Annotated in this window: 27 protein-coding genes; 18 read left to right on the forward strand and 9 right to left on the reverse strand. The window is 67.7% G+C overall.

Features of this window, described 5'->3' with window-relative positions:
• Positions 1–33 precede the first annotated feature (33 nt).
• Positions 34–414 carry a tautomerase family protein gene (locus tag ACIP5Y_RS27560; RefSeq protein WP_400354271.1) on the reverse strand — a complete coding sequence of 127 codons (381 nt, stop codon included), beginning with the start codon at positions 412–414 and terminating at the stop codon, positions 34–36.
• Between the two features lie 81 nt (positions 415–495).
• Here ACIP5Y_RS27560 and ACIP5Y_RS27565 point away from each other — a divergent pair, with 81 nt between their 5' ends.
• Positions 496–861, forward strand: a complete 366-nt coding sequence (locus ACIP5Y_RS27565) for an ArsR/SmtB family transcription factor (RefSeq protein WP_400354273.1) — start codon at positions 496–498, stop codon at positions 859–861.
• 87 nt (positions 862–948) lie between these two features.
• Here ACIP5Y_RS27565 and ACIP5Y_RS27570 read toward each other — a convergent pair whose 3' ends face one another.
• The gene (locus ACIP5Y_RS27570) at positions 949–1,656 is read right to left on the reverse strand and encodes a hypothetical protein (protein WP_400354274.1); all 708 of its coding nucleotides are present in this window, start codon (positions 1,654–1,656) and stop codon (positions 949–951) included.
• A 116-nt stretch (positions 1,657–1,772) separates the two neighbouring features.
• Here ACIP5Y_RS27570 and ACIP5Y_RS27575 point away from each other — a divergent pair, with 116 nt between their 5' ends.
• From ACIP5Y_RS27575 to ACIP5Y_RS27625, 11 genes are all read left to right on the forward strand, one after another.
• Positions 1,773–2,810, forward strand: a complete 1,038-nt coding sequence (locus ACIP5Y_RS27575) for a FecCD family ABC transporter permease (RefSeq protein WP_400354275.1) — start codon at positions 1,773–1,775, stop codon at positions 2,808–2,810.
• On the forward strand, positions 2,807–3,883 hold the full coding sequence (locus ACIP5Y_RS27580; protein WP_400354277.1) for a FecCD family ABC transporter permease: 1,077 nt from the start codon (positions 2,807–2,809) through the stop codon (positions 3,881–3,883). The genes ACIP5Y_RS27575 and ACIP5Y_RS27580 overlap by 4 nt, the downstream gene beginning before the upstream one ends.
• Positions 3,880–4,695 (forward strand): ABC transporter ATP-binding protein, encoded by an 816-nt coding sequence (locus ACIP5Y_RS27585; RefSeq protein WP_400354281.1) that lies wholly within the window; start codon positions 3,880–3,882, stop codon positions 4,693–4,695. Before ACIP5Y_RS27580 ends, ACIP5Y_RS27585 begins: the two co-directional genes overlap by 4 nt.
• A 146-nt stretch (positions 4,696–4,841) precedes the next feature.
• Positions 4,842–5,249, forward strand: a complete 408-nt coding sequence (locus ACIP5Y_RS27590; protein ID WP_397011638.1) for a BlaI/MecI/CopY family transcriptional regulator — start codon at positions 4,842–4,844, stop codon at positions 5,247–5,249.
• A gap of 39 nt (positions 5,250–5,288) precedes the next feature.
• On the forward strand, positions 5,289–6,230 hold the full coding sequence (locus ACIP5Y_RS27595; RefSeq protein WP_400354283.1) for a M48 family metalloprotease: 942 nt from the start codon (positions 5,289–5,291) through the stop codon (positions 6,228–6,230).
• On the forward strand, positions 6,223–7,650 hold the full coding sequence (locus ACIP5Y_RS27600; RefSeq protein WP_400354284.1) for a DEAD/DEAH box helicase: 1,428 nt from the start codon (positions 6,223–6,225) through the stop codon (positions 7,648–7,650). The genes ACIP5Y_RS27595 and ACIP5Y_RS27600 overlap by 8 nt, the downstream gene beginning before the upstream one ends.
• Positions 7,651–7,799: 149 nt before the next feature.
• Complete coding sequence (locus ACIP5Y_RS27605; RefSeq protein WP_400354286.1) at positions 7,800–8,018, forward strand: hypothetical protein; 219 nt, start codon at positions 7,800–7,802, stop codon at positions 8,016–8,018.
• Position 8,019: 1 nt separating this feature from the next.
• The gene (locus tag ACIP5Y_RS27610; protein ID WP_400354288.1) at positions 8,020–9,456 is read left to right on the forward strand and encodes a GuaB1 family IMP dehydrogenase-related protein; all 1,437 of its coding nucleotides are present in this window, start codon (positions 8,020–8,022) and stop codon (positions 9,454–9,456) included.
• A gap of 288 nt (positions 9,457–9,744) precedes the next feature.
• Positions 9,745–11,133 carry a hemolysin family protein gene (locus ACIP5Y_RS27615; RefSeq protein ID WP_400354289.1) on the forward strand — a complete coding sequence of 463 codons (1,389 nt, stop codon included), beginning with the start codon at positions 9,745–9,747 and terminating at the stop codon, positions 11,131–11,133.
• Positions 11,126–12,190 carry a hemolysin family protein gene (locus ACIP5Y_RS27620; RefSeq protein WP_400354291.1) on the forward strand — a complete coding sequence of 355 codons (1,065 nt, stop codon included), beginning with the start codon at positions 11,126–11,128 and terminating at the stop codon, positions 12,188–12,190. Before ACIP5Y_RS27615 ends, ACIP5Y_RS27620 begins: the two co-directional genes overlap by 8 nt.
• Positions 12,187–13,092 carry a 3-methyladenine DNA glycosylase gene (locus tag ACIP5Y_RS27625; RefSeq protein ID WP_400354293.1) on the forward strand — a complete coding sequence of 302 codons (906 nt, stop codon included), beginning with the start codon at positions 12,187–12,189 and terminating at the stop codon, positions 13,090–13,092. The genes ACIP5Y_RS27620 and ACIP5Y_RS27625 overlap by 4 nt, the downstream gene beginning before the upstream one ends.
• On the opposite strand, the gene ACIP5Y_RS27630 is transcribed toward ACIP5Y_RS27625, so the two are convergent.
• On the reverse strand, positions 13,089–13,898 hold the full coding sequence (locus ACIP5Y_RS27630; protein WP_400354295.1) for a helix-turn-helix domain-containing protein: 810 nt from the start codon (positions 13,896–13,898) through the stop codon (positions 13,089–13,091). The genes ACIP5Y_RS27625 and ACIP5Y_RS27630 overlap by 4 nt on opposite strands.
• A gap of 175 nt (positions 13,899–14,073) precedes the next feature.
• Between ACIP5Y_RS27630 and ACIP5Y_RS27635 the strand changes: the two genes are divergently transcribed.
• The 3 genes from ACIP5Y_RS27635 (at position 14,074) to ACIP5Y_RS27645 (ending at position 16,727) form a co-directional block, all read left to right on the forward strand.
• On the forward strand, positions 14,074–15,651 hold the full coding sequence (locus tag ACIP5Y_RS27635; protein WP_400354297.1) for an LVIVD repeat-containing protein: 1,578 nt from the start codon (positions 14,074–14,076) through the stop codon (positions 15,649–15,651).
• Entirely contained in the window at positions 15,648–16,361 is a 714-nt protein-coding gene (locus ACIP5Y_RS27640) for a DUF305 domain-containing protein (RefSeq protein ID WP_400354299.1), read from the forward strand. The genes ACIP5Y_RS27635 and ACIP5Y_RS27640 overlap by 4 nt, the downstream gene beginning before the upstream one ends.
• Positions 16,362–16,583: 222 nt before the next feature.
• Entirely contained in the window at positions 16,584–16,727 is a 144-nt protein-coding gene (locus tag ACIP5Y_RS27645) for a hypothetical protein (RefSeq protein ID WP_400354300.1), read from the forward strand.
• A gap of 36 nt (positions 16,728–16,763) precedes the next feature.
• Here ACIP5Y_RS27645 and ACIP5Y_RS27650 read toward each other — a convergent pair whose 3' ends face one another.
• Both ACIP5Y_RS27650 and ACIP5Y_RS27655 read right to left on the reverse strand, forming a co-directional pair.
• A complete protein-coding gene (locus tag ACIP5Y_RS27650; RefSeq protein ID WP_400354302.1) occupies positions 16,764–17,105 on the reverse strand; it encodes a hypothetical protein in 342 nt (113 codons plus the stop codon).
• Entirely contained in the window at positions 17,042–17,734 is a 693-nt protein-coding gene (locus ACIP5Y_RS27655; protein WP_400354304.1) for an RNA polymerase subunit sigma-70, read from the reverse strand. The genes ACIP5Y_RS27650 and ACIP5Y_RS27655 overlap by 64 nt, the downstream gene beginning before the upstream one ends.
• Before the next feature lie 116 nt (positions 17,735–17,850).
• On the opposite strand from ACIP5Y_RS27655, the gene ACIP5Y_RS27660 reads away from it, so the two are divergent.
• Positions 17,851–18,246, forward strand: a complete 396-nt coding sequence (locus ACIP5Y_RS27660; protein ID WP_400354306.1) for a PPOX class F420-dependent oxidoreductase — start codon at positions 17,851–17,853, stop codon at positions 18,244–18,246.
• 62 nt (positions 18,247–18,308) lie between these two features.
• Positions 18,309–19,028: a PaaI family thioesterase gene (locus ACIP5Y_RS27665; protein ID WP_400354308.1), complete on the forward strand. Its 720-nt coding sequence runs from the start codon at positions 18,309–18,311 to the stop codon at positions 19,026–19,028.
• Here the strand turns inward: ACIP5Y_RS27665 and ACIP5Y_RS27670 are convergent.
• The 4 genes from ACIP5Y_RS27670 to ACIP5Y_RS27685 all read right to left on the reverse strand — a co-directional run bounded on the left by ACIP5Y_RS27670 (position 19,025) and on the right by ACIP5Y_RS27685 (position 22,119).
• Entirely contained in the window at positions 19,025–19,351 is a 327-nt protein-coding gene (locus ACIP5Y_RS27670; RefSeq protein ID WP_400354310.1) for a VOC family protein, read from the reverse strand. The two genes, ACIP5Y_RS27665 and ACIP5Y_RS27670, sit on opposite strands and share 4 nt — an antisense overlap.
• A gap of 92 nt (positions 19,352–19,443) precedes the next feature.
• Positions 19,444–20,733, reverse strand: a complete 1,290-nt coding sequence (locus ACIP5Y_RS27675; RefSeq protein WP_400354311.1) for an acyl-CoA dehydrogenase family protein — start codon at positions 20,731–20,733, stop codon at positions 19,444–19,446.
• A 10-nt stretch (positions 20,734–20,743) separates the two neighbouring features.
• Positions 20,744–21,376, reverse strand: a complete 633-nt coding sequence (locus ACIP5Y_RS27680) for a TetR/AcrR family transcriptional regulator (RefSeq protein ID WP_400354313.1) — start codon at positions 21,374–21,376, stop codon at positions 20,744–20,746.
• A complete protein-coding gene (locus ACIP5Y_RS27685) occupies positions 21,373–22,119 on the reverse strand; it encodes an SDR family NAD(P)-dependent oxidoreductase (protein WP_400354315.1) in 747 nt (248 codons plus the stop codon). Before ACIP5Y_RS27685 ends, ACIP5Y_RS27680 begins: the two co-directional genes overlap by 4 nt.
• 195 nt (positions 22,120–22,314) lie before the next feature.
• Between ACIP5Y_RS27685 and ACIP5Y_RS27690 the strand changes: the two genes are divergently transcribed.
• Entirely contained in the window at positions 22,315–24,498 is a 2,184-nt protein-coding gene (locus tag ACIP5Y_RS27690) for a malate synthase G (RefSeq protein ID WP_400354317.1), read from the forward strand.
• The last annotated feature ends 129 nt before the right edge of the window (positions 24,499–24,627 follow it).

Raw genomic sequence — 24,627 nt, forward strand, 5'->3', positions numbered from 1 at the left:
TCTGAACGGTTACCGAACAATTGGTCCAGACCGTCAATCGACCAGTGAAGCGACCCCGTTACCGACCGACCAATCGACGGGACCGTTCTCGGTCAGCGTGATGACCACGTCCTCGCGGCGGACTCCGGCCTTCTCCTCGAGGTTGGCGACGATCCGCCGGTAGAGGTCCTTTTTGCGTTCGTCGGTGCGGCCCGCGACCAGGGTGATCCGGATGAACACGACATCGTGTCGCTCGATGCCCAGATAGGTGGGATCGAAGATCAATTCGCCCGCACCGCGGGCGCCGACGATCTGGAATCGATCGCCCGGCGGGATTCCGATGGCGGCCACGAGGGCGTCGTGCACCCCGTCGGCAATGGCTCGCAGTACTGCGGCCGACCGGTTCGGACCTGCGTCGATGGTTACGAGAGGCATGGGTGGATCCTTTCCAACATGTTCGATCAGTGGCGAACATACACCCATGTTCGCCTATTGTCGAACATGTAGAGTGGAGCAATGGCAAGCCGAACCGCCGTCCCGCTCACCCACCCCGACCGCGATGCCCTCTCACTGATCGACGTCCTCTCGGCACTGAGCGATCCACTGCGGCTGGCCATCGTCGCCAATCTCGCCGACGGGTCCGAAATGCCCTGCACCGCCTTCGAATTGCCGGTCAGCAAATCGACCCAGAGCTGGCACTTCCGCACCCTGCGCGAAGCCGGCGTCATCCGTCAGCGCGACGACGGCACCCGCCGCCTGAACTCCCTGCGCCGCACCGATATCGACGCCCGCTTCCCCGGCCTGCTCGACCTCGCCATCCGCGAAGCCGCCACCCTCTGCCCACCGGTCCTGGCCGAACGCCGGACCTCCACCCGCCCCTGACCTCCGGCCCGCGCGAGCCGGGCGGGTGTCATCCCGCCCGGCCGCCGCGCAGCCGGTCCCCCGCCCCGGTTCCGGGGTAGGCCGGCGCTATCTGACAAAACAGGTCCGCCGCACGGGCAGACCACGATCCTCCAGCGCGGCCAGCATGGCCTGCCCGCGCCGCGCGCCCGCCGCCGAGGAGGTGCCCGACAGGGCCGGCACGTAAGTCGCCGCGCCCACAACCGATTCCGCGACCAGCGCCCAGAAGCGCCGCGCACCCAGTCCCGCGCACCGGGACAAGGCTTCCTGAACCAGCGACAGGGCCGGTTCCCAGCGGGCGGCCAGCCAGACATACAGGGCCGGTTCACACGGCAGCGCGACGACACCCGGTTCGCCGGTGAGATCGTCACCGTCCAGTACGCGAATCGTGGTGTCCGCCAGTCCCGCCCAGTCGATGCCACCGTCATTGTCGGTGTGGATCCACAGGTTCTCCAGGCCCGGATCCCAGGCGCGGCCCTCGGCCACCACCATGGCCATCACACGTCCCACCACGGCGTGGATCAGGGCCGTGGCCACCACCTCGGCGGCGATATCGGCATTGCTCATCTCGGCGGCGTGCCGCCGGTACATGAGCTCGATGCGGCCTTCGCGAATCCCGTCGGCCAGCCGCCACCACCGGCGCTTACCTTGTTCGGACATGGCCGCGACGGCATAGACACGCGGGTGGTCGGGTTGCAGGGCGCGCAGTCGATTACAGGCACGGCCGAAGGCGATCCGGGAATCGCGCGGCGGGCACATGGTTACGGGCTCGAGCATCGAACCTCCTCTAATCATCAACTATTCCTGCCTCTGGGTTTCCAACAAGAACGGAAAGATAGGTTAGGCTTACCAGACTTGTCGAGCAATGAATGTGTCAGGAGTAGTTCGTCACCGTGCCCGCCGTAGTCACCACCAGACGGCGACGTCTGTTCGGACTCCTCGTCCTGGCCCTACTGCTGCTGTGCGCAGTGGCCGCGAGCATCAGCCTCGGATCGCGGCTGTTGCCCCTGCACACGGTGTGGGACGCCCTCACCTGCCCGGGCGGACTACCCCTGTCCTGCCCCGCCGACGGCACGGCCGAACAGATCGTGCGCGAATTGCGGCTCCCCCGAACCGGACTCGCGCTGATCACCGGCCTCGCCCTCGGCATGGCAGGCGCGCTCATTCAGGGGTATACCCGAAATCCGCTGGCCGACGCAGGTTTGCTCGGTATCAATGCGGGCGCAGCATTCCTCGCGGCGCTCAGCATTCATCTGCTCGCGCTGACCTCACCCGCACAGTTCATCTGGTTCGCCTTCGCCGGAGCGCTGCTCGCCGGAGCGGTCGTGTTCGGGGTGTCCTCGCTGGGCGGCGGTAAGGCCAGTCCACTCAGCCTGGTGCTGGCAGGCGCCGCGGTGACCGCGTTCCTGCAGGCCATGACGAATGTCGTAGTGCTGCTGGACAGCAGCGCACTGGACGCCTACCGCTTCTGGGTGGTCGGCGACGTCGCGGGACATGACGGCTCGGTTTTCCGGCAGGTACTGCCCTTTCTCATCGCGGGCGCGATCCTGGCGGTCATCGCCGGTCCCGGCCTGAATCTGCTGCAACTCGGTGACGATGTCGCCCTCGGACTCGGGGTCGATCTCGGCCGCACCCGCGCGCTGGGTCTCACGGCCGTCGTGCTGCTCGCCGGCGGCGCGACGGCCGCCGTCGGGCCGATCGCTTTCCTGGGCCTGATAGTCCCGCATCTGGCCCGCGGCATCACCGGCCCGGATTACCGCTGGCTGCTGCCCTATTCGGGCCTGATCGGCGCAATCACGCTGCTCATCGCGGATACCGCCGGGCGCGTGATCGCCCCGCCGGGTGAGATCCAGGCCGGGGTCATGCTGGCCGCCATCGGCGCGCCGTTCTTCATCCTGCTCGTCCGCCGCCGAAAGCTGGTGAGTCTGTGACCCTCTCGACCGTGCGCCCGGCGGTACGCGTCGGCGGCTTCTCCACCGTGCTGCGAATCCGCGCGGTACTCACCGTGATCGCGCTGGCCGTGCTGTTGATCGGCCTGTTCGCCTGGGATATGTCGGTGGGTGACTTCCGGATTCCGATCGGGAAGGTGTTGGAGGTGCTCGGCGGCGGGGGCACCCGCGCACAGCGCTTCGTGATCATGGATTCGCGGCTGCCCCGGGCCTGCGCGGCGGTCGTGGTCGGCGCGGCACTGGGCTTGGCGGGCGCGGTGACGCAGTCGATCCTGCGGAATCCGCTGGCCAGCCCCGATATTCTCGGCATCACCTCCGGCGCGAGTGTCGGTGCGGTGGCCGTCCTGATCGGAGTGGGCGGCACGGGCACCGGAATCGCCGCGGCACTGGGCGTTTCCGTCGCGGCGCTACTGGGTGGACTGCTGACCGCGGTGCTCATCTACCTGCTCGCCTGGGGCCGCACCACCACCGGGGACAGCGGGGTCATGGGATTTCGCCTGGTGCTCATCGGCATCGGCGTGAACGCGGCGCTGCTGGCGGTGGTGAGCTGGCTGCTGACCCGGGCGACGCTCACCGATGCGGCGCACGCGCAGCTGTGGCTGACCGGATCGCTGAACTCGGCCGATTGGTCGACGCTGGTTCCGGCGACGATCGGATTGGGCATCGCGGTGCTCGTGTGCGTCGCCTCGACCCGGACCTTGGCCGCCATGCGATTCGGGCCCGACACCACCCGCATTCTCGGCGTCCGCATGCAGACCCAGCAGGCCGTGCTGATCGCCGCCGCCGTGGTCTGCGCCGCGCTGGCCACCGCCGCGGTCGGACCGCTCGGCTTCGTGGGCCTGGCCGCACCGCAGACCGCGCGCCGGCTGCTCCGCACGCCCGGTGAGCCGATCATCGCCTCGGCGCTGGTCGGCGGCATCGCCGTGGTGGGCGCGGATCTGCTCGCGCGCACGGTCTTTCCCGTCGCGGTACCGGTCGGCGTGGTCACCGCGGCGGTCGGCGGACCGTTCCTGCTCTACTTGCTCGTACGTACCAATCGGAAGGCCACGCTATGACACTCGCCGCGGAGCATCTCACCCTCGGCTACGGCGACCGGGTCATCGTGGACGGACTCTCGGTCGATATCGCACCCGGGGTGATCACCACGGTCATCGGGCCGAACGGCTGCGGGAAGTCGACGCTGCTGCGTTCGCTGGGCCGGCTGCTGCGGCCCAAGTCGGGCCGGGTCCTGTTGGACGGCAAGGCCATTTCGACCATGAAGACCAAGGATGTGGCGCGGCTCATCGGCATGCTGCCGCAGACGCCGGTGGCGCCGGAGGGGCTCACCGTCGCGGATCTGGTTGCGCGCGGGCGGCATCCGCATCAGTCGTGGCTGCGCCAGTGGTCCTCCGATGACGAGGCCGAGGTGGCGACCGCGCTCGAACAGACCGGCATCGCGGAACTGGCGAGCCGCACCCTCGACGAACTCTCGGGCGGACAGCGGCAGCGCGCGTGGATCTCCATGGCGCTCGCGCAGGGCACCGACATCCTGCTGCTGGACGAGCCGACCACCTATCTGGATCTGGCACATTCCCTGGAGGTGCTGGATCTGGTGGACCGGCTGCACGACGATTTCGGGCGGACCGTGGTCATGGTGCTGCACGATCTGAATCTGGCCATCCGGTACAGCGATCGGCTGATCGTCATGCACGACGGCCGGATCGTCGCGCAGGGCACGCCCGGCGACATCATCGAGGCCGAGCTGCTGCACGAGGTTTTCGGGCTGCGCGCCGAGGTGCTCGAGGACCCGGTTTCGGGCCGCCCGATGATCGTTCCGATCGGAACCCGGCACGTCCGGGGCGCCGATCACCTGGCCCCACACCGCTGATCACGCGCGTCGCAATGATGCCGGTCACACGGCCGCGCCGGGTAATGCCCCGGTCCGGGCCGCTATGACCAATACCACACCAGCTACCGACCGGTTACGACGACCTGTAGTACGCATTCATGTCGGAGTCTCCGTAAACTTGTGGGATGGCAGGTCTTGGTGAACTCGAGAAAGCGGTCATGGACCAGTTGTGGTCGGCCGACGAACCACAAACGGTCCGGCAGGTCCATGAAGCTCTCGCCGCGCGCCGCGAACTCGCGTACACCACGGTGATGACCGTTCTGCAGCGCCTGGCGAAGAAGAATCTGGTGGTACAGCAGCGCGACGACCGCGCCCACCGCTACGCCCCCGTCCACACCCGCGACGAACTCGTCGCCTCCCTCATGGTCGATGCACTGCAGCAGGCCGACGAAGTGGGCAGCCGCCGCGCGGCTCTGGTTCACTTCGTGGAACAGGTCGGTGCGGACGAGGCTGCCGCATTGCGCGACGCACTCGCTAAGCTCGAAGCCACCGAGGCGGCCCGCAAGGAGTCAGGAGACCCCAAGCAGCCCTGATGCCTCGGCCCCGAGCCCCACAATGCAGTGAGCTGAGGAATGGACGTAACTGCGCCGGTTTTCGCCGGTCTCGCCTTACTTCTGGCGGGACCGGTCCCGGCGCTGCTCAGCCGAAGCAAGTGGCCGTACCGGAGTCCGCGTGCCGCACTGGTGCTTTGGCAGGCCATCGCCCTGGCCGCCGTGCTCTCGGCGTTCGGATCGGGCCTGGCCATCGCGAGCCGGCTGCTGGTCCCCGGTGACGATGGCCGGCCCACCACCACCCCGAGCGCCGAGATCGATGCGGTCGGACTGCCGTTCTGGCTGGCCTACGTCGCCGTTTTCGCGCTCACCCTGCTGATCGGCGCCCGCCTCATCTGGTCGGTGATCCGGGTCGGCATCCACACGCGCAGGCGGCGCGCGCACCACCGTATGCTGGTGGATCTGCTCGATCAGAGCGGCGTGCAACGCAAGTCGGCCGATATCCGCGTGCTGGCCGCCACCGAACCCATTGCCTATTGCCTGCCGGGGCTGCGCCGCCGCGTCGTCCTCAGTCAAGGCACCGTCACCAATCTTTCCGATGAGGAGCTCACCGCCATCGTCAGCCACGAGCGTTCGCACCTGCGTGCCCGCCACGACCTCGTACTCGAGGCCTTCACGGCCGCGCACGAGGCCTTCCCGCGGGTGGTCCGCTCCAAATCCGCACTGGATTCGGTGAAATTGCTCATCGAACTGCTGGCCGACGATTCCGCGGTCAAGGTCACCGGGCCGACGCCATTGGCCCGCGCTCTGGTGGCCTGCTCGAATTCGACTGCGCCGCAGGGCGCCATGGCGGTCGGCGGCCCGACCACCCTGATCCGCATCCAGCGCCTGGCCGGTCCCATCGGGGATATGCGCGTCGCGGTGGCCGCTTATGTGGCCGCGGCCGCGATTCTGGTGGTGCCCACCATGGCGGTGGCCATTCCGTGGCTGGTCGAACTGAGCCGATTGCTGAATCGTGCCTGAGCCCACGAGTTTTGCGGCGCTGGGCCTGTCGCCGGTGCTGGTGCACGCCCTGCGCCGGGACCGGATCGAAACGCCGTTTCCCATTCAGGCAGCGGTGATTCCGGACATTCTCGCCGGTCGCGATGTATTGGGCCGGGCCGCAACGGGTTCAGGCAAGACCCTCGCCTTCGGTTTGCCCATGATGATCCGGCTGGCGAAGTCGCCCAGCCTCCCCGGTCGCCCGCGCGGGCTGATCCTCGCGCCCACCCGCGAGTTGGCGATCCAGATCGAATCGGCGCTGGACGAACCGTCATTGGCGCTCGGGCTACGCGTGGCCACCGCTGTCGGCGGGCTGCCCATCAAGAAGCAGGAAGAGCGCCTGGCACGGGGGGTTGACGTACTCATCGCCACGCCGGGCCGGCTCGCCGATTTGCTGGGGCGCAAGGCAGCGCATCTGGGCGATGTCCGGGTCGTAGCGGTCGACGAGGCCGACCACATGGCCGAATTGGGCTTTCTGCCGCAGCTCACGGCCCTGCTCAACAAGATTCCCGAGGATGCCCAGCATCTGCTGTTCTCCGCGACGCTGGACGAGACCATCGACGCGCTGGTGCAGCGGTATCTGAACGATCCGGTGCGGCACGCGGTGGATGCCGATCCCGCCGCCACGCCGAAGCGCACGACCGCGAAGGGCGCCGGACCCGACTCCACCGAACCCGGTGCCGCCGAGGCGGATTCCGGTCAACTGGCGGCCGTCCCGGATATCGCCCACTACACGGTGCACATCCGCCGCAGCGACAAGCGGAACGTGGTCACCGAGATCGCCGCGCGCCAGGGTCGCACACTGCTGTTCGTCCGGACCCAGTACGGCGCCGACAAACTCGCGCGCCGCCTGCGCGAGATCGGCATCTCCGCGGTCGCCCTGCACGGCGGCAAGGTGCAGAACCAGCGCTCCCGCACCCTCGCGGCCTTCGCCGAGGGTAAGGCCGATGTGCTGGTTGCGACCGATGTCGCGGCGCGCGGCATCCACATCGACGACGTCTCACTGGTCGTGCACGTGGACCCGCCGGAGGATCCGAAGAGCTATCTGCACCGCACCGGGCGAACCGCCCGCGCCGGTGCGTCGGGCACCGTCCTCACCCTGGTGAGCGAGGAGGTCCGCGCCGAGGTCGAGACCCTCACCCGACAGGCCGGAATCACCCCGGTCGAGCTCGAGGTCCGCCCCGGTGACCGCGGGCTGGCCGAGCTCACCGGTGCGCGGCGCGCGCCCGGCAGCCCGATCGCCGATCCCTCCGCCTTCGTGGCGGCGCAAGCCGATCCCGTTGCGGCCGAAGCCGATTCGGCCCGGGCCCGGAAACGTCCCGGTCCGGCCCGCGGCGAAAGTCGCAAGCACACCAAGAAGCGGGGCAAACCGGACTCGGCCCGCCGCCGCACCACCCGCTGACCCGACACGCGCGATAGTGGCGGACACGCCCGGTATTGCCGGTGAATTTCCGCCACTCCCAGCCGACTCCCAGGCAATAGCAATTCCGTGGCAATCAGCAGGGTGACCACGCGAGTTCCACACCGCACCGCGCCCCCGAACGACAGTGGGTGGTGGTGCTGCGCGGCATCATCGACACGACCACCAGCGACCGCGAGCAGCGGCGCTTCGAAGCCGGCGACATCACCCTCGCCCTCGACACCGAAGGCCGCGGCCACCTCGCCGACGCGGTGGGTGACGAGCCGCTCGAAGTGCTGTTCATCCCGTACGTGGGACGATTTCCGGCCCGGTTGCCACTACTTGTAAAGCATTCAGCTACCATGGCGTAACGTGCAGTTTCTTCCTGGGCAGAACCCGCCCTACGACCTGACCTACGACGACGTCTTCCTCGTCCCGAGCCGGACGGATGTGGCGTCGCGATTCGATGTCGATCTCTCCACACTGGACGGGACCGGCACCACCATTCCCCTCGTGGTCGCGAACATGACCGCCGTCGCCGGCCGCCGCATGGCCGAGACGGTGGCGCGCCGCGGCGGCATCGTGGTGCTGCCGCAGGATCTTCCGATCCCGGCCGCCGCCGAGACCATCGGCTTCGTCAAGAGCCGCTCGCTCACCGCCGACACCCCGGTCACCCTCGGCCCGGAGGCCTCGGTCTCCGATGCCCTGGCGCTCATCCACAAACGCGCGCACGGCGCGGTCGTGGTGATCGAGAACAACCGCCCGGTGGGCGTGGTGACCGAGGCGTCCTGCGCGGATGTGGACCGCTTCGCGCGGCTCAGCACCGTCGCCGAGACCGACTTCGTCAGCGCCCCCGCCGACACCTCCCCGCGTGACGTCTTCGACCTGCTCGAGGCCGGACGCGGCCACGTCGCCGTGCTGGTCAACCCCGACGGCACCCTCGCCGGCGTGATGACACGCACCGGCGCCATCCGCACCGGTATCTACCAGCCGGCCGTCGACGCGAGCGGCAAGCTGCGCATCGCGGCCGCGGTCGGCATCAACGGCGACGTCCCGGCCAAGGCCAAGGCCCTGGTCGACGCGGGCGCCGACGTGCTGGTCATGGACACCGCGCACGGCCACCAGCAGAAGATGCTGGAAGCCCTCGCCTCGGTGGCGAGCCTCGGCCTGGGCGTGCCGCTGGTGGCGGGCAATGTGGTGTCCGCCGCGGGCACCCGTGATCTGATCGCCGCCGGTGCGGACATCATCAAGGTCGGTGTGGGCCCCGGCGCCATGTGCACCACCCGCATGATGACCGGCGTGGGCCGACCGCAGTTCTCCGCGGTCGCCGAATGTGCCACGGCCGCAGCCGAACTGGGCAAGCACGTGTGGGCCGACGGCGGTGTCCGGCACCCGCGCGATGTGGCCCTGGCGCTGGCCGCCGGCGCCGCCAACGTGATGATCGGTTCCTGGTTCGCCGGCACCTACGAGTCGCCCGGTGACCTGCGGGTGGACCGCGACGGCAACCGGTACAAGGAGTCCTTCGGCATGGCGTCCAAGCGTGCCGTGGCCGCGCGTACCGCCACCGATTCGGCGTTCGACCGGGCCCGCAAGGCGCTGTTCGAGGAGGGCATCTCCTCCTCGCGCATGCGGCTGGACCCCGAGCGTCCGGGCGTCGAGGACCTGATCGATCACATCACCTCGGGTGTGCGCAGCTCCTGCACCTACGCGGGCGCGCGCAGCCTGACCGAGTTCCACGAGCGCGCCACCCTGGGTGTGCAGTCGGCCGCCGGCTTCGCCGAAGGCCGTCCGCTGCCCTCCGGTTGGTGAGCGCCCGGTAGTACTGCACAGCGGAACCCGGCGGGGTCTCCGGTCTCGAATGATCGGCTCCTCGCCGGGTTTCGCGCGTCCGGACCCGCCGTGCGGAAACCGTAAAGGGCACCCGGTAGCATGGGCGTACCCGGATCCCGCTCACCGCGGATATCCGCCGAGCACATCCGCCGACCCCTGCGAAAGGAACAAGTTGTCACCCGCGTCCGAGGGCGCCGCACAGGAGGGCTCCTCTACCGAGCCGGGTGACAAACCCGGCGTTGTTCTACCGGCACTACAGACAGCCAGGTGGTGCTGACCGTGTCAGCCGTGCTCACCATTCTCAGTTTGATCGGCTTCATCGCATTGACCGCGGGTACCGCGTTGTTCGTTGCGGCCGAATTCTCGCTCACCGCATTGGAACGCAGCACCGTGGAGGCGCACGCCCGCGAGGGTGACCGCCCGGCCCGGCAGGTGCGTCAGGCGCATCGCACGCTCTCGTTCCAGTTGTCCGGCGCGCAGCTGGGTATCACCATCACCACACTGATCACCGGCTATATCGCCGAACCGGTACTGGCCCGGCTGCTGGAGCCCATCTTCCACGCCTGCGGCCTGAATACCGGTACCGCACACGGGATTTCGCTGGCGCTGGCACTGCTGCTCGCGACCTCGCTGTCCATGATCTACGGCGAGCTGGTGCCCAAGAACATCGCCATCGCCTCACCGCTGAACACCGCACGGTGGACCGCGGGCCCGATGATCGCGTTCTCCATGACTTTCCGCTGGCTCATCAATGCCCTCAACGGCGCCGCCAACTGGGCGGTGCGGCGAATGGGCGTCGAGCCGGCCGAGGAATTGCGTTCCGCGCGTTCACCGCAGGAGCTCGGATCCCTCGTCCGCACCTCGGCGCTGCACGGCGCGCTCGATCAGCGCACGGCGCAGGTGGTGGACCGCTCGCTCGAATTCGGTGAGCGCACCGCCGAAGAGCTCATGACCCCGCGCGTGAAGATCCACGCGCTCGATCGCGACGACACCATCGCCGATCTCATCGATGCCGCGCGCGAGACCGGGTTCTCCCGCTTCCCCGTCATCGACGGGGACCTGGACAACACCGTCGGCGTGGTACACGTCAAACAGGCTTTCCTGCATCCGATCGCGGCGCGGCGCAAGGTGCAACTGGAGTCCATCGCCAAGCCGGTGCCGATCGTGCCCGCCAGCCTGGACGGTGACGAGGTGCTGGAGCGGATCCGCGCCGACGGTATGCAGGTGGCGCTGGTGGTCGACGAGTACGGCGGCACCGCGGGCATGGTGACCATGGAGGACGTCATCGAGGAGATCCTCGGCGACGTCCGCGATGAGCACGACGAGGAAGAGGTCGATGTACGCCGCACCCCGGCGGGCTGGAACTGCTCGGGCCTGCTGCGGGTCGACGAGGTCTCGCGCACAACAGGTTACGACGCCCCCGAAGGCGAGTACGAAACCCTCGGCGGTCTGGTGCTGACGCGGCTGGGCCGGATCCCGGTGGCCGGTGACGAGGTACTGCTACCGCAACCGGGCAACGGCCATCACCCGGAGCCGCACACTCGTGGCGGCTGGATCGCGAAGGTGGAGCGCATGGACGGCCGGCGACTCGACCGGATCCTGCTACGCCCGGTCGACGCCGAGGAGCTCGCGAGCTGGGAGCACGACCATGGGTGACGTGTACGCGGTGCTGCTGACGCTGGTGCTGTTGCTGGGCAATGCCTTCTTCGTGAGCGCGGAGTTCGCGCTCATCTCCGCGCGCCGCGACCGGCTGGAAGCCCTTGCCGCGCAGGGTAAGCGGAGCGCGAACACGGTGATCGCGGCCGGGCAGAATCTGTCCATGATGCTGGCGGCCGCGCAGCTGGGCATCACCATCTGCTCGATCCTGCTGGGTCGGGTGGGCGAGCCGGCGGTGGCGCATCTGCTGCAGCAGCCGTTCGATCTGCTGGGCGTGCCGGATTCGCTGCTGCATCCGATCTCGTTCGCGCTGGCGCTGGCGATCGTGGTGGTGCTGCACATCCTGATGGGCGAGATGATCCCGAAGAACATCGCGCTCGCCGGGCCGGAACGGGCGGCGCTGCTGCTGGTTCCGCTGCATCTGATGTGGTTGCGGCTGGCCCGGCCGCTGATCGCGGTCTACAACTTCGCGGCCAATATCACGCTGCGGGCGCTGCGCATCGAACCCAAGGACGAGCTGGATTCCACGGTGTCCTCGGTGGAGCTGGCGGAGATGTTCGGTGAATCCCGTTCGGAGGGGCTGCTCGACGAGGAGGAGCACCGCCGCCTGACGCAGGCGCTGGGCTCCAGCGACCGGGTGGTCGCCGATGTGATGGTGCCCCTCGACAAGACCCGCTCGGTACCGCTGCGCGGTGACGGGACCACGCTCGGCGATATCGAATCCGCCGTCGCCGAAACGGGTTTCTCGCGGTATCCGGTGCGCGCGGCCGACGGATCCATGGTCGGCTACCTGCACGTCAAGGACGTCCTCGACCTGGTCGCCGATGACGATGCGGGTCCGGGCACCCCGATCCCCCGCACCGATATCCGCCCACTGCCCACGGTCAGCATGGGCACCACGCTGTTCGAGGCACTGGCGCGGCTGCGCCGCACCAACTCCCATCTGGGCCGGGTGGTGGACAGCCGCGGCAATACGGTGGGCATCGTGGCGCTCGAGGACCTGATGGAGGAGTTCGTGGGCACCGTCCGCGACGCCACCCATCGCATCGCGGAATGACAGTGAACGCCTCGGATACCGATCTGATCCTGCTTCCGGCGGACGAGTGGCGTGCGCGCGCCGCCGCCCACCGGGAGCGGGTGGACGCCTTGGTCGGGCCGTATCTGACTGTGCGCGCGTCGGGTTCGAAGCATCCGGTGATCGATTTCCTGTTCACCTACTACGGGCACAAGCCGGCGCAGCTGAAGCGCTGGCATCCGGGTCACGGTGTGGCGCTGGCGGATGCGGCGGAGTATGCCGGAACCCGCGGCTATCACGAGATCTCACTCCCCCGGCCGGCCGGCGATCCGGCGGTCGCGTGGACCGCCGATCCGGAATTCCTCGAAAAGCGCCGGAATACCGTCGAGTTCGTGGCCCGCCTATTGTCGGCGACCGCCGCGCGACCGGCCCAGCTGTCCTGCTTCGGCCTGCACGAGTGGGCGATGGTCTATCGCACCGACGAGGTCCGCCATCAGCAGGTTCCACTACGGCTCGGCCACGCCGGCACCGATGCGGTCGTCGAATCGATGCAGTTGCGCTGCACGCATTTCGACGCCTTCCGCTTCTTCACTCCGGAGGCGGTACCCCGCAATATCGAGCCGCTCACCCGTGAGCTGCAGGTCGACCGGGAGCAGCCGGGCTGTCTGCACGCGAATATGGACATCTACAAGTGGGGCTTCAAGTTGACCCCGCTCATCGGTTCCGATCTGCTGCTGGAGTGCTTCGAGCTGGCCTGCGCGGCCCGCGAACTCGATATGAAGGCCAGTCCGTACGACCTCCTCGAATTCGGCTACGAACCGATTCGCATCGAAACACCGGCCGGCCGCGCCGAATACGTACGCAGCCAAGCCGATATCGCCACGCGAGCCGAGACATTGCGCCTGCGCCTGCTGGATGCCTGTCGCACGTTATCCGAGCATTAACCGCCGGTGGACGGCCAGGCCCGGTCGTCCACCGTGAGGAAGGGTTCGGCCGCGGCGGACGCCGGTGGGGCGCCGGTGAATTCGCGGACGTCGCGATGCAGGTGGGATTGGTCGGTGTAGCCGGTGTCGGCCGCCACCCGTGCGGGGGCCTGGCCGCGGACGAGGCGATGGACGGCGTGGTCGAAGCGGACCAGCCTGGCGGCCCGTTTGGGAGTCAGGCCGATCTGGGCGCCGAATCGGGACCAGAGTCGCTGCCGGCTCCAGCCGATCTCCGAGGCCAGCTGCTCGATCCGGTAGCGGCCGTGGCTGCCGGCGATCCGGCGCCAGGCCCAGGCGACCTCCGGGTCGGCCGGCAGATCGTCGCGCAGCCGCGCCGCCAGCGTCGCCTCGATCAGCGCGAATCGTTCCTGCCAGCAAGGCATTTCGTGCAGGCGTTCACACAGCCGCGCCACGTCGCGCCCCCAGAGCTCGTCGAGGCCGACCATCGTTCCACTCAGCTCACTGGGTGGCATCCCCAGCACGGCGGACGCGGCCAGCGGCGACATACGCACCTGTACGCATTCCAAGGCTTCGACGCGCAGCGGGACCGCATCGCGGAGGAGGCCGAGAGCCAGGCTGCCCGTCCGCGTCCGGCCCGCCGGATCCTGGATATCGAAGCGCCCCTCACCGAATTCCAGCAACACCGTGACAGCGGGGTGCGGGATGGCACGCAAAAACTCCGAGCCACCACCGTGGATACGGAATCCGGCCATGTCGAGGCCTCGCACAGCGAGTGCCCGCGACGGTCGCGCAACCTCCCAGGACACATGCCGATTGTAGGCCGCCGACCTTCTTCGATACGGACCCATTGCCGTGTAGCGGCGTTGTCCCCTACCGGCCGGTCAGTTTATGAGTTAGGTTCTCGAGATGTAACCGTGACCACACCGCACATCCGATGTGTGGGCGGCCACGTGAGTTTCGGAGAAGTTCGGGGGTACCGCGATGAGGCGGTTGACTGGGATACGGCGATCCAGGGCCGGAGTGCTGGCCGCGGCCGCGCTCCTGGGCGTGGCGGTGCTGCCGATCGGCGGGGCGTCGGCGGATCTGCAATCCGATATCCAGAATCAGGTGCAGCAGTTCCTGGATGTCGGGCGCACCTCGGTGCCGCGGGCGGAGTGCGGGCCGGATTCCTTGCCGGAGAACGGGATGCAGGGCGATGTACCCGCCGCGGATCGCGACAGTGGGCGCAGTACCCAGGGGTACCGGTGCAATATGTCGTTCGTGGGCGGGTATACCGGGCGCGGGGCGGGTATCACTTCCGCCAGCTACGACCACTGCTCGTACACGGGGTCGATGTTCCCGGGCAATATTCTCGGGCCCGCACAGGGTGTACAGGTGCTCGATGTGTCGGATCCGGCGAACCCGGTGGTCACCGGGAGCCTGACCGAACCCGCCATGCTGGCCGGGACGTGGGAGTCGCTGAAGGTCAATCCCGCGCGGAAGCTGTTGGTGGGCACCGGTGTTCCGGTCGGTGAGGGCGCCGGATACCTGTCGGTGTACGACATCTCCGACTGCGCGCACCCGCGGCTGCTTAATGCCGGTGCGGGCACGAATCTGCTGATGCCGCTGCCGATCACGACCCATGAGGGCGGGTTCTCCCCCGATGGGCGCACCTACTGGGCGTCGGGTATCGCGCCCGGGTTCGTGAGCGCGGTGGATCTCACCGACCCCGCGAATCCGCACGTGATCTGGCAGGGGCTCACCGGGATCGAGGCGCACGGGTTCGGCATCAGCCCGGACGGGAACCGCATGTATCTGTCGGCGCTGGGCGGGTTCACCGTGCTGGATATCAGCGCCGTGCAGCGACGTGATCCGAATCCGCAGGTCGATCACATCGGCCGGGTGTTCTGGACGGACGGCTGGGCGACCCAGCACAGCATTCCGGTCACCTATGACGGCAAGCCGTACCTGTACACCGTGGACGAGGGCGGCGCCGGCGGCGTGAAGCTGGTCGACATCTCCGACGAGAACAATCCCAAGGTGGTCAACAAGATCAAGCTGGAGATCAACCTGCCCCAGCATCAGGATTCGGCCATGGCCTCGGCCATGGGCGGCTCGGTCTTCTCCTACGACGCCCACTACTGCGCGGCCGACCGCCCCGCCAATCCGACCGCATTGGCCTGCGGCTGGGAAGAATCCGGCATCCGGGTCTTCGACGTGAAGGACCCCTTCCATCCCCGCGAGATCGCCTACTTCAACCCGCCCGCGAAAAAGGGCCAGAACCTGCAACTCTGGAACTCCCCGCACGCGCTCGCGTCGATCATCGGCTTCCCGCTCATGGAGTTCCCGTCGGCGGCGCGCGCGATGCTGGAGGGCAAGTTCGATCCGGCCAAGGCGCTCTCGGCCCGCACCGGCCAGATCGCTTTCGGTGACCTCTCCACCGACTGGTGCTTCTCCCCGCCCGAATGGCACGGTCGCCAACTCTGGACCACCTGCAACGACAACGGTTTCATGGTGCTGCAGCTGGCAGACAACGTGTACACCGCGCCGGACGACCAGCATTCGGTGATCGGCTCATGAGGACGCGCCGGCTCGACCGCATCCGCCGCCGCCTCCGCGGCTTCGGCCACCGCTGGCGACGCCCCGCCGGCTTCACCGTGCTCGCCCTGGCCCTGCTCACCACCGGCTTCCTGGTACGGCCACTGATCGTTCCCGAAAATGTCTCCGCCGCACCGGTTCTCACCCCCGTGGAGATCGGCTTCTCCCAAGACATGCTCGTCCACCACGAACAGGCCCTGTTCCTGGTGCAACGCCTGGACCCGGCCGCCGACCCCACGATCCGCCGCCTCGCCCAGCAGATCGCCGACACCCAGCGCACCGAAATCGGCACCATGCTCGGCTGGCTGCGCCTGGCCGACGCCTCCCCCACCAACGCACACCCCATGGCCTGGATGCACACGAAAAGCGCAGCCACAGCCGACAATTCGATGATGGCCATGCCCGCCATGGAAATGCCCGCAACCCAACCGGGCACAACCATGCCCGGCATGGCCACCCAAGCCGAACTCGACCACCTGTCCACCGCCCGCGGCACAGACGCGGAAACCCTCTTCCTCCAACTGATGCTGCGCCACCACCGCGGCGGCGTAGCCATGGCCCAATCCGTCGACCAACTCCTCCCCTCCGGCCCGGTCAAGGAAGCGGCCCGCGGCATGATCACCACCCAAAGCCAGGAAGCCGGCCTCATGTCCCTCCTCCTCGCCCAACGAGGAGCCCAGCCCCTGCCCTGACACGCGCCTCACTCGGCACACCGATCCCACGACGACAATTCCGGACATCAACTCTGAAACCTGCTGGCAACCGCTAGCTTTGCCCCGTGCCTTCCTTCCACGGCAGCGAAGAAGCGATTGGAGGCAATGATGGCTATCAGGTACGAGTACCAAAGCGACTTCGCGCGGCGGTACGTAGCAGAAGGTCGAGCCGAAGGACGGGCCGAGGAGGCTGGGCGGGCCGTGCTCACCGTCTTGGAGGCTCGCGGGATCGAAGTTTCCGCGACCACGCGCGAACGCATCACGCAATGCGTCGACCCGGCCCTGCTCGAAGTCTGGCTGCGGCGGGCGGTGACGGCTGAATCGGCCGAGGAGCTGTTTCTCTGATCGCGGTTACCGTCGATCCGGTGGGGGATCCGGCATTCACACAGAATGGCGGGCCGGGAATCCGCAGTGCCGCACCAGGTTCGGATCTGCGAATACCGTGATGCCGAGGAGCTGCCCTTCCCCGATGGTGAGTATGGCGACTCCGTAGGCGTTATAGGCTTCGTCGTCTCGGTAATAGGCGACGGCGGCGGGGCTGCCGTTGATGCTGGTGGGGAGCATGTGCCAGTCGCCGGGGGTGCCGACGGCGTGGGCGGTGAGGAAGGCTACGCAGGTCTGTTTGCCGGAGAACCAGGTTCGGGAGGGGGGTAGTTCGATCAGGGCGTCGCGGTGCAGGATGCGTTCCAGGGCTGCGGCGTCGGAGGTTTCGAAGGCGTGCATGTATTCGTCGAGCAGGGCTCGGCCGCGGGATCGATCGGGTGGTTGGGGCGGGTTGCGGTGGCGGCGATTTCGGTGAGGTGGGCGCGGGCGCGCTGGAGTTGGCTCTTGACGGCCGCGGTGGTGGTGCCGAGGAGGTCGGCTACTTCGGCGGCGGGGAATTCGAGGACTTCGCGGAGCAGGAAGACGGCGCGCTGGCGGCCCGAAAGGTGTTGCAGGGCAGCGATCAGGGCCAGGCGGAGGCTGTCGCGGGTGGCGGCCAGGGTGGCGGGATCGTCGGAGTCCGAGGTGACCAGCACATCGGGGAGCGGGCCCAGCCAGGGCACGTCCGGATCGGTGGTTGCGGCGGCATGCGGATCACCGCTGGCGGCATCCAGGCCCGAGGGCAGGACGCGGCGGCCGCTCGCGGTGAGCGCGGTCAGGCAGGCGTTGGTGGCGATCCGGTAGAGCCAGGTCCGCAGGGATGAGCGGCCTTCGAAGGCGCCGTAGGACCGCCAGGCGCGCAGATAGGTCTCCTGCACCAGGTCCTCGGCATCGTCGAGTGAGCCGAGCATGCGGTAGCAGTGCGCGAGCAGCTCGCGCCGGAACGGTTCCGTGCGCGCGGCGAACTCCGCCGAGAGATCATGCGTCACCGCTCCATTCTGACGCGAACTCCCTTTTCACCCCGATCTTCGGAGCACCCGATTCCTTCAGGACGCCGGCGCGGTCCATATGTGCGTACCGTCTCCCGATTCCCGAAGGACATGCCATGACCACCGCACTCGACACCCGCACCCGGGCGCTGTTCGACGGCCCGCACACCTCGATCCTCGCCACCAGCGACACCGCGGGCCGGCCGCAGTCGTCGGTCATCTTCGCGATGTACGACGGCGACACCGTCATCTTCAGCACGATCAAGGGTCGCTTGAAGACTCGCAATATGCACCGCAATCCGTGGGTGAGTCTGCTCGTGGTGAGCAAGGAGACCGGGGCCTACGCCGATATTCGCGGCCGGGTCGAGATCACCGAGGATCCGGAGAAGAAGCTGCTGTATCAGATGTACGACCGCTACATGGGCGGCAAGACCCCGCCGCCCGAGCCGGAGGCCGAGCGTTTGATCGTGCGCATCGTTCCCGAGCGCGTCTACGCCTTCCCACCGCGCTGACCGCCGCGGCAGTGCGGAAATTCACTGGCGATCATGGGTCCTGATTTCGATATCGTCGATGCATGACCCAGGCCGCGGCACTGCTGATTCCGGACCGTATCCACGGCTATCCGGAGATCGCCTTCGGTGGTTATGTGGCGGGCGTGCTGGCCGGGCACCACGGTGCGGAGACCGTGCGCGTGGACTTCCGCCGTGCGGTCCCGGTCGGCGCTCCGCTGCAACTGACGACCACCGGCGATATGACGGCCTTGACCGATGGCGAGGGCACGCTCCTCGCCTCGGCCGCGGCCGCCACGCTCGAGTTCACCGTCCCGCCCGCCCCCAGCTGGGCCGAGGCGAAAACAGCTTCCGAACAGGCTCTTTCGTCTCCGCACCGGCCGATCGGCGACTGCTACGGCTGCGGTGCCGCCTGCGCACCCGGGCAGGGACTGCGGCTGTTCCCGTGGGGTCTGCCCGATCGCGAGATCATGGCGGCGGCCTGGACGCCGGATCCGGGTCTGGCGGGCGAAACCGGTGAACTCCCGCCCGAAAACGTCTGGGCCGCACTCGATTGCCCGGGCGGCATAGCGGCCTGGCATTACGCGAAGATGGCCCGCGGGGCCGTCACCGCGGCCCTCACCGCCACGCAACTGCGCCCCGTCCTGGCGGGCGCCGAATACATCTCGCACGCTTGGCCGCTCGGCCGCGATGGCCGCAAACACACTGTCGGCGTGGCACTCTCGACCGCCGACGGTGAACTCTGCGCGCTGGGCGAGGCGTTGTGGATCGAGCCCAAAGCCTAGCGGCGACCAGCGATTTGATAGACGTTGCCGAACGGGTCGCGCACCATGGCGCGATGGTCGCCGTACGGGGTGTCGAGCGGCGCTTCGATACTGACGGCGCCCGCCGCCAGCGACCGCTCATAGGTCGCGGCGACGTCCTCGACGTAGATGTACAGGAAGGCCGGGAACACTTCTCGTTCACCGGTCCCCGACACCATGACCAGCGAATCGCCGATACGAACCTCGGTCGGCCGATTCGCCTCGACCTCCCCGGCCGCGTCGAACACCGTCCGCAGGAATTCGACCGTGGCGGCTTGATCACCGACCACCATGCGCGGTGTCACCGAATGGAACCCTGGCGGAGGAACAGATGCCGTAGCCATGCCGAGAGTCTCGCATGCGACCGAGGGCCTCGGTCATGGCTTTCGGCGATCGGCTACAGGTTGCCCACCGTGTGTTCGAGCCGGCGGGCAACCAGGTCCCGGGCCTGCTCACGCAGGGCGGGGCGATAGCCGCTCGGATAGACCGGGTCGCCGGGGGCGTAGGTCTTGAGTACCTCTTTCGCGAGGGTGATCTTGTGAACCTCGGTGGGCCCGTCTGCGATGGCCATGACCTGCGCGTAGTTCATCATGTCGATGAACGGGAGGTCGGTGCTGACGCCGATGGCGCCGTGCAGGTGCATGGCGCGCTGGGCGATATCGTGCATGACCTTGGGCATGGCCACCTTGATGGCGGCGATATCGTGGCGGACCTTCAGGTAGTCCTGTTCCTTGTCGATGCGCCAGGCGGTGCGCAGCACCAGCAGGCGGAACTGTTCCATCTCGATCCAGGATTCGGCGATCTTCTCCTGGGTCATCTGCAGGCCGCCGAGCACGCCCTTGCGCATGGGACGCGAGACGGCGCGTTCGCACATCATGTCGAAGGCCTTGCGTACCAACGCGACCGTGCGCATGGCGTGGTGGACGCGGCCGCCGCCGAGGCGGGTCTGGGCGACGATGAAGCCCAACCCCTCGGTGCCGAGCAGGGAGTCGGCGGGGATGCGGACGTCGGTGAAGCGCAGGTGGCCCTCGTGCTCGCTGAAGCCGGGAACGGTGAAGTTCCGCACGATCTCCAGGCCGGGGGTGTCGGCGGGCACGATGAACATGGAAAGCCGCTGGTGCGGCGGCGCTTCCGGATCGGTCACGGCCATCACGATGTGGAAGGTGGCGAATTCGGCGGCGGAGTTGAACCACTTCTCGCCATTGATGACCCAGGAATCGCCGTCACGCACCGCGAGGGTCTTGAAGGCGGTGGGGTCGGAGCCGCCGGTGGGTTCGGTCATGGCGTAACAGGAGCCGATGTCACCGTCGAGCAAGGGCTGCAGGTATTTCGCCTTCTGTTCGGGTGTGCCGAAGTGGGCGAGGATTTCGGCATTGCCGGAATCCGGCGCCTGGCAGCCGAACACGAGCGGCGCCCACAGTGAGGTGCCGAGCACCTCGTTGAGCAGGGCGAGTTTGAGCTGTCCGTAGCCGGGTCCGCCGAGTTCGGGGCCGAGGTGGCAGGCCCACAGTTCCTGGTCTTTCACCTTCTGCTGCAACGGCTTCATGAGGGCCCGGATCTCGGGGTTCTGCCGGTCGTAGGGGTTCGGGTAGAGCAGGTCGAGGGGTTCCACCTCGGTTTTCACGAACTCCGCGACCCAGTCCAGCTTCTTCTGGTATTCCGGATCGGTCTCGAAATCCCAAGCCATGGTCAGCCTTTCATCGATGGTCGGCCGGTGCGGCGGCACCGTCGAGGATGGTGGTGAGCAGAATGTCGGCGATCTCGGCGGGGCGGTATTCGCCGTCTTCGCGATACCAGGCGGTGACCATGTTCAGCATGGCCACCACGCTGAGGGTGACCACGTGGTCGTTGGTGCGCAGCAGGCCCGCGGCGTGGCCTTCGTCGAAGACGCGCTGCCAGGCCCGTTGGATGCCGTCGCGGAACACCTGCAGGTCGGCTTCGCGTTCGGCGGTGAGCGCGCCGGCGTCGCGGAGGGCGATGGTGACCTCGTGCCGGTGTTCGACGATCAGCACGACGTGCGTGCGAACCAGGCTGCGCAGCTTGCCGATCGGATCGAGGTCGCTGCCCGCGATGCGTTCGGCCTCGTCGCGCATGAGTTCGGTGTAGGTGCGCCGGATCTGGAAGAGCAGTTCCTCCTTGGATCCGATGTGGTAGTACAGCGCCCCGCGCTGGATACCGGCCCGGTCGCCGATCTCGGCGACGCTGGTGGCGTGAAACCCCTTCTCCGCGAACAGTTCCATGGCCGCGCGCATGATCCGTTCCCGCGTCTCGCCCGGATTGACCTCGGCGGCGGGCGGCCGGCCGCGCCGGCGGACGGGTGCGGCGCTCATCGGTACCCGCCGTCGAGGGCGAGGGTGGAGCCCGTGCAGAACGCGGAGGCGTCGGACGCGAAGTACAGTGCGGCGCCGACGATATCGGCCGGTGTCCCGATGCGCCGCATGGCGGTGTGCCGCACCAGGTAGTCCCGCATCTCCGGCGGCCACGCCTTGGCGATATCGGTATCGAACGCCCCGCAGCGAATGGTGTTGACCCGCACCGCGGGTGCATAGGTCTGCGCGAGGCCGTTGCTCATGGCCTCCAGCCCGGCCTTGGCGGCCGCGTAGGGCACGGCGAGGGGTTCGGGATGGGTCGCTTCGATCGAAGATATATTCAGGATCGACCCGTTCCCGGCCACGGCCATGCGCGCCGCGATGAGCGCGGAGAGCCGGAAGGGCCCCTTCAGGTTGGTGGCGATCACCTTGTCGAACATTTCCTCGGAGACCTGGTCCAAGCTGGGGTAGAGCAGCGACATGCCCGCATTGTTGACGAGCACGTCGACCCGTCCGAACGTCGTGTAGGCCGCTTCGACGAGGGCCTCGCATTGGGCCCAGTCCCCCACATTGCAGGCCACCGGGAGCGCTTCCCGCCCGTATTTCTCGCGCACAAGGGTGGCGAGCGCCTCGCAGGCGTCGAGTTTGCGGCTGGCGATGATCACGTCCGCGCCGGCGTCGGCGAAGGCGAGCACCATCTCGCGCCCGAGCCCGCGACTGCCCCCGGTGACCAGAACGACCTTGCCGGACAGCGTGTTTCCCATGGATTCGCACCTTTGCGCACCGAGAACTGTGAAATGTTCCAGCCAGTACATTAAATGTACCGCCCGGAACATTCAAGCCCCCGCACACGGCCCCTGAGGTGCACTTCACCCGATCCGGCGCACGACCCTCATCTACCCGCGAGTAGCATTACGGGCGTACTTTTTCCACCCGGCTTCTCGAAATGAGGCATGTAGATGACAGAGCGGATCCAGGTCGGCGGGCTGCAGGTTGCCAAGGTGCTCCACGATTTCGTGGAGAACGAGGCGCTTCCCGGCACCGGCGTAGATTCCGCCGCGTTCTGGTCGGGTGCCGAGGCCGTCATCAACGACCTCGCCCCCCGTAACCGTGCTCTGCTCGCAGAACGCGACGACATCCAGGCCAAGATCGACGAGTGGCACCGCGCCAACCCTGGCGCCGGCTACGACAAGGCTGCCTACAAGCAGTTCCTCACCGAGATCGGCTACCTGCGCCCCGAACCGGCCGATTTCCGGATCGGTACCGAGAACGTGGACGCCGAAATCGCCACCCAGGCCGGCCCGCAGCTGGTCGTGCCGGTGATGAACGCCCGCTTCGCCATCAATGCGGCGAACGCGCGCTGGGGCTCGCTGTACGACGCCCTGTACGGCACCGACGCCATCTCCGAGGAGAACGGCGCGGAGAAGGGCACCGGCTACAACAAGGTCCGCGGTGACAAGGTCATCGAGTGGGCCCGCAACTTCCTCGATGACGCGGTGCCGCTGATCACCGGTTCGCACATCGGTTCCACCAAGTACTCGATCGAGGACGGCGAGCTCGTGGTCGGCCTCGAGGACGGCACCGATATCGGCCTGGCCGATGCCGATGCGCTGGTCGGCTACCTGGGTGATCCGGCGAATCCGACCTCGATCCTGTTGAAGCACAACGGTCTGCACATCGAGATCCAGATCGACCCGTCCTCCCCCGTCGGTTCCACCGACACCGCCGGCGTCAAGGATCTGGTGCTGGAGTCCGCGGTCACCACCATCATGGACTTCGAGGATTCGGTCGCCGCGGTGGACGCCGAGGACAAGGTGCTCTGCTACCACAACTGGCTGGGCCTGATGAAGGGCGATCTCGCCGAGCAGGTCAGCAAGGGCGGCAAGACCTTCACCCGCACCATGAACCCGGACCGCGTGTACACCGCGCTGGACGGCAGTGAGCTTGTGCTGCACGGTCGTTCGCTGCTGTTCGTGCGGAACGTGGGTCACCTCATGACCTCCGACGCGATCATCGACGCGCAGGGCAACGAGATTCCCGAGGGCATCCTGGACGGTCTGATCACGGTCCTGATCGCCAAGCACGCCCTCAACGGTGACACCAAGCTGAAGAACACCCGTACCGGCTCGGTCTACATCGTGAAGCCGAAGATGCACGGCCCGGACGAGGTGGCCTTCGCCAACGACCTGTTCGCGGCCATCGAGACCGTGGTGGACCTGCCGGTCAACACCCTCAAGGTCGGCATCATGGACGAGGAGCGCCGCACCACGGTGAACCTGAAGGCGTCCATCTTCGCCGCCAAGGACCGCGTGGTCTTCATCAACACCGGCTTCCTGGACCGCACCGGCGACGAGATCCACACCTCCATGGAGGCCGGGCCGATGGTCCGCAAGGCCGAGATGAAGGCGCAGCAGTGGATCAAGTCCTACGAGGACTTCAATGTCGACACCGGCATCGCCACCGGCCTGCCCGGCAAGGCGCAGATCGGTAAGGGCATGTGGGCCATGCCCGATCTGATGGCCGACATGCTGGTGCAGAAGATCGCCCAGCCCAAGGCCGGCGCCAACACCGCGTGGGTGCCGTCGCCGACCGCGGCCACCCTGCACGCCACCCACTACCACCTGGTGGATGTGTTCAAGCGCCAGGCCGAGATCGCCAAGGGCGGCCCGCGCGCCACCGTCGACGAGATCCTGGAGATCCCGCTCGCCCAGGACACCGACTGGACCGCCGAGGAGAAGCAGCAGGAGCTGGACAACAACTCCCAGGGCATCCTCGGCTACGTGGTGCGCTGGATCGACCAGGGCGTCGGCTGCTCGAAGGTGCCCGACATCAAGGATGTCGGCCTCATGGAGGACCGCGCGACCCTGCGCATCTCCAGCCAGCTGGTGGCCAACTGGCTGCGCCACGGCATCGTGTCCGAGGCGGATGTCATTGCCTCGCTGGAGCGGATGGCCCCGGTCGTGGACCGGCAGAACGCCGGTGACGCGAGCTACTTCGCCATGGCGCCGGACTTCAACGCGTCCATCGCCTTCCAGGCTGCGAAGGAGCTCGTGCTGGAGGGCACCAAGCAGCCCAACGGCTACACCGAGCCGATCCTGCACCGCCGTCGCCGCGAGGCGAAGGCTGCCGCCAAGTGCGTGTAGTTCGCGCGGCCGAATAGGCTGAGCTGCAAAGAAATCCCCCGATCGAGGTATCGATCGGGGGATTTCTTCGTTCCGGGGCGGAACCGTCGCGACGCTGCTACATTCCTCTGCAATGAACTGGAAACTTTC

This window comes from Nocardia sp. NPDC088792 (assembly GCF_044750615.1).
Taxonomy (GTDB): domain Bacteria; phylum Actinomycetota; class Actinomycetes; order Mycobacteriales; family Mycobacteriaceae; genus Nocardia.

Bases quoted from the DNA above. Each gene is read 5' to 3' on its own strand.
- ACIP5Y_RS27590 (WP_397011638.1), top strand. From the start codon at position 4,842: ATGGCAGGTCTTGGTGAACTCGAGAAAGCGGTCATGGACCAGTTGTGG.
- ACIP5Y_RS27565 (WP_400354273.1), top strand. From the start codon at position 496: ATGGCAAGCCGAACCGCCGTCCCGCTCACCCACCCCGACCGCGATGCC.
- ACIP5Y_RS27660 (WP_400354306.1), top strand. From the start codon at position 17,851: ATGACCACCGCACTCGACACCCGCACCCGGGCGCTGTTCGACGGCCCG.
- ACIP5Y_RS27570 (WP_400354274.1), bottom strand. From the start codon at position 1,656: ATGCTCGAGCCCGTAACCATGTGCCCGCCGCGCGATTCCCGGATCGCC.
- ACIP5Y_RS27620 (WP_400354291.1), top strand. From the start codon at position 11,126: ATGGGTGACGTGTACGCGGTGCTGCTGACGCTGGTGCTGTTGCTGGGC.
- ACIP5Y_RS27595 (WP_400354283.1), top strand. From the start codon at position 5,289: ATGGACGTAACTGCGCCGGTTTTCGCCGGTCTCGCCTTACTTCTGGCG.
- ACIP5Y_RS27680 (WP_400354313.1), bottom strand. From the start codon at position 21,376: ATGAGCGCCGCACCCGTCCGCCGGCGCGGCCGGCCGCCCGCCGCCGAG.
- ACIP5Y_RS27675 (WP_400354311.1), bottom strand. From the start codon at position 20,733: ATGGCTTGGGATTTCGAGACCGATCCGGAATACCAGAAGAAGCTGGAC.
- ACIP5Y_RS27665 (WP_400354308.1), top strand. From the start codon at position 18,309: ATGACCCAGGCCGCGGCACTGCTGATTCCGGACCGTATCCACGGCTAT.
- ACIP5Y_RS27650 (WP_400354302.1), bottom strand. From the start codon at position 17,105: ATGCACGCCTTCGAAACCTCCGACGCCGCAGCCCTGGAACGCATCCTG.
- ACIP5Y_RS27690 (WP_400354317.1), top strand. From the start codon at position 22,315: ATGACAGAGCGGATCCAGGTCGGCGGGCTGCAGGTTGCCAAGGTGCTC.
- ACIP5Y_RS27685 (WP_400354315.1), bottom strand. From the start codon at position 22,119: ATGGGAAACACGCTGTCCGGCAAGGTCGTTCTGGTCACCGGGGGCAGT.
- ACIP5Y_RS27635 (WP_400354297.1), top strand. From the start codon at position 14,074: ATGAGGCGGTTGACTGGGATACGGCGATCCAGGGCCGGAGTGCTGGCC.
- ACIP5Y_RS27640 (WP_400354299.1), top strand. From the start codon at position 15,648: ATGAGGACGCGCCGGCTCGACCGCATCCGCCGCCGCCTCCGCGGCTTC.
- ACIP5Y_RS27625 (WP_400354293.1), top strand. From the start codon at position 12,187: ATGACAGTGAACGCCTCGGATACCGATCTGATCCTGCTTCCGGCGGAC.
- ACIP5Y_RS27585 (WP_400354281.1), top strand. From the start codon at position 3,880: ATGACACTCGCCGCGGAGCATCTCACCCTCGGCTACGGCGACCGGGTC.
- ACIP5Y_RS27560 (WP_400354271.1), bottom strand. From the start codon at position 414: ATGCCTCTCGTAACCATCGACGCAGGTCCGAACCGGTCGGCCGCAGTA.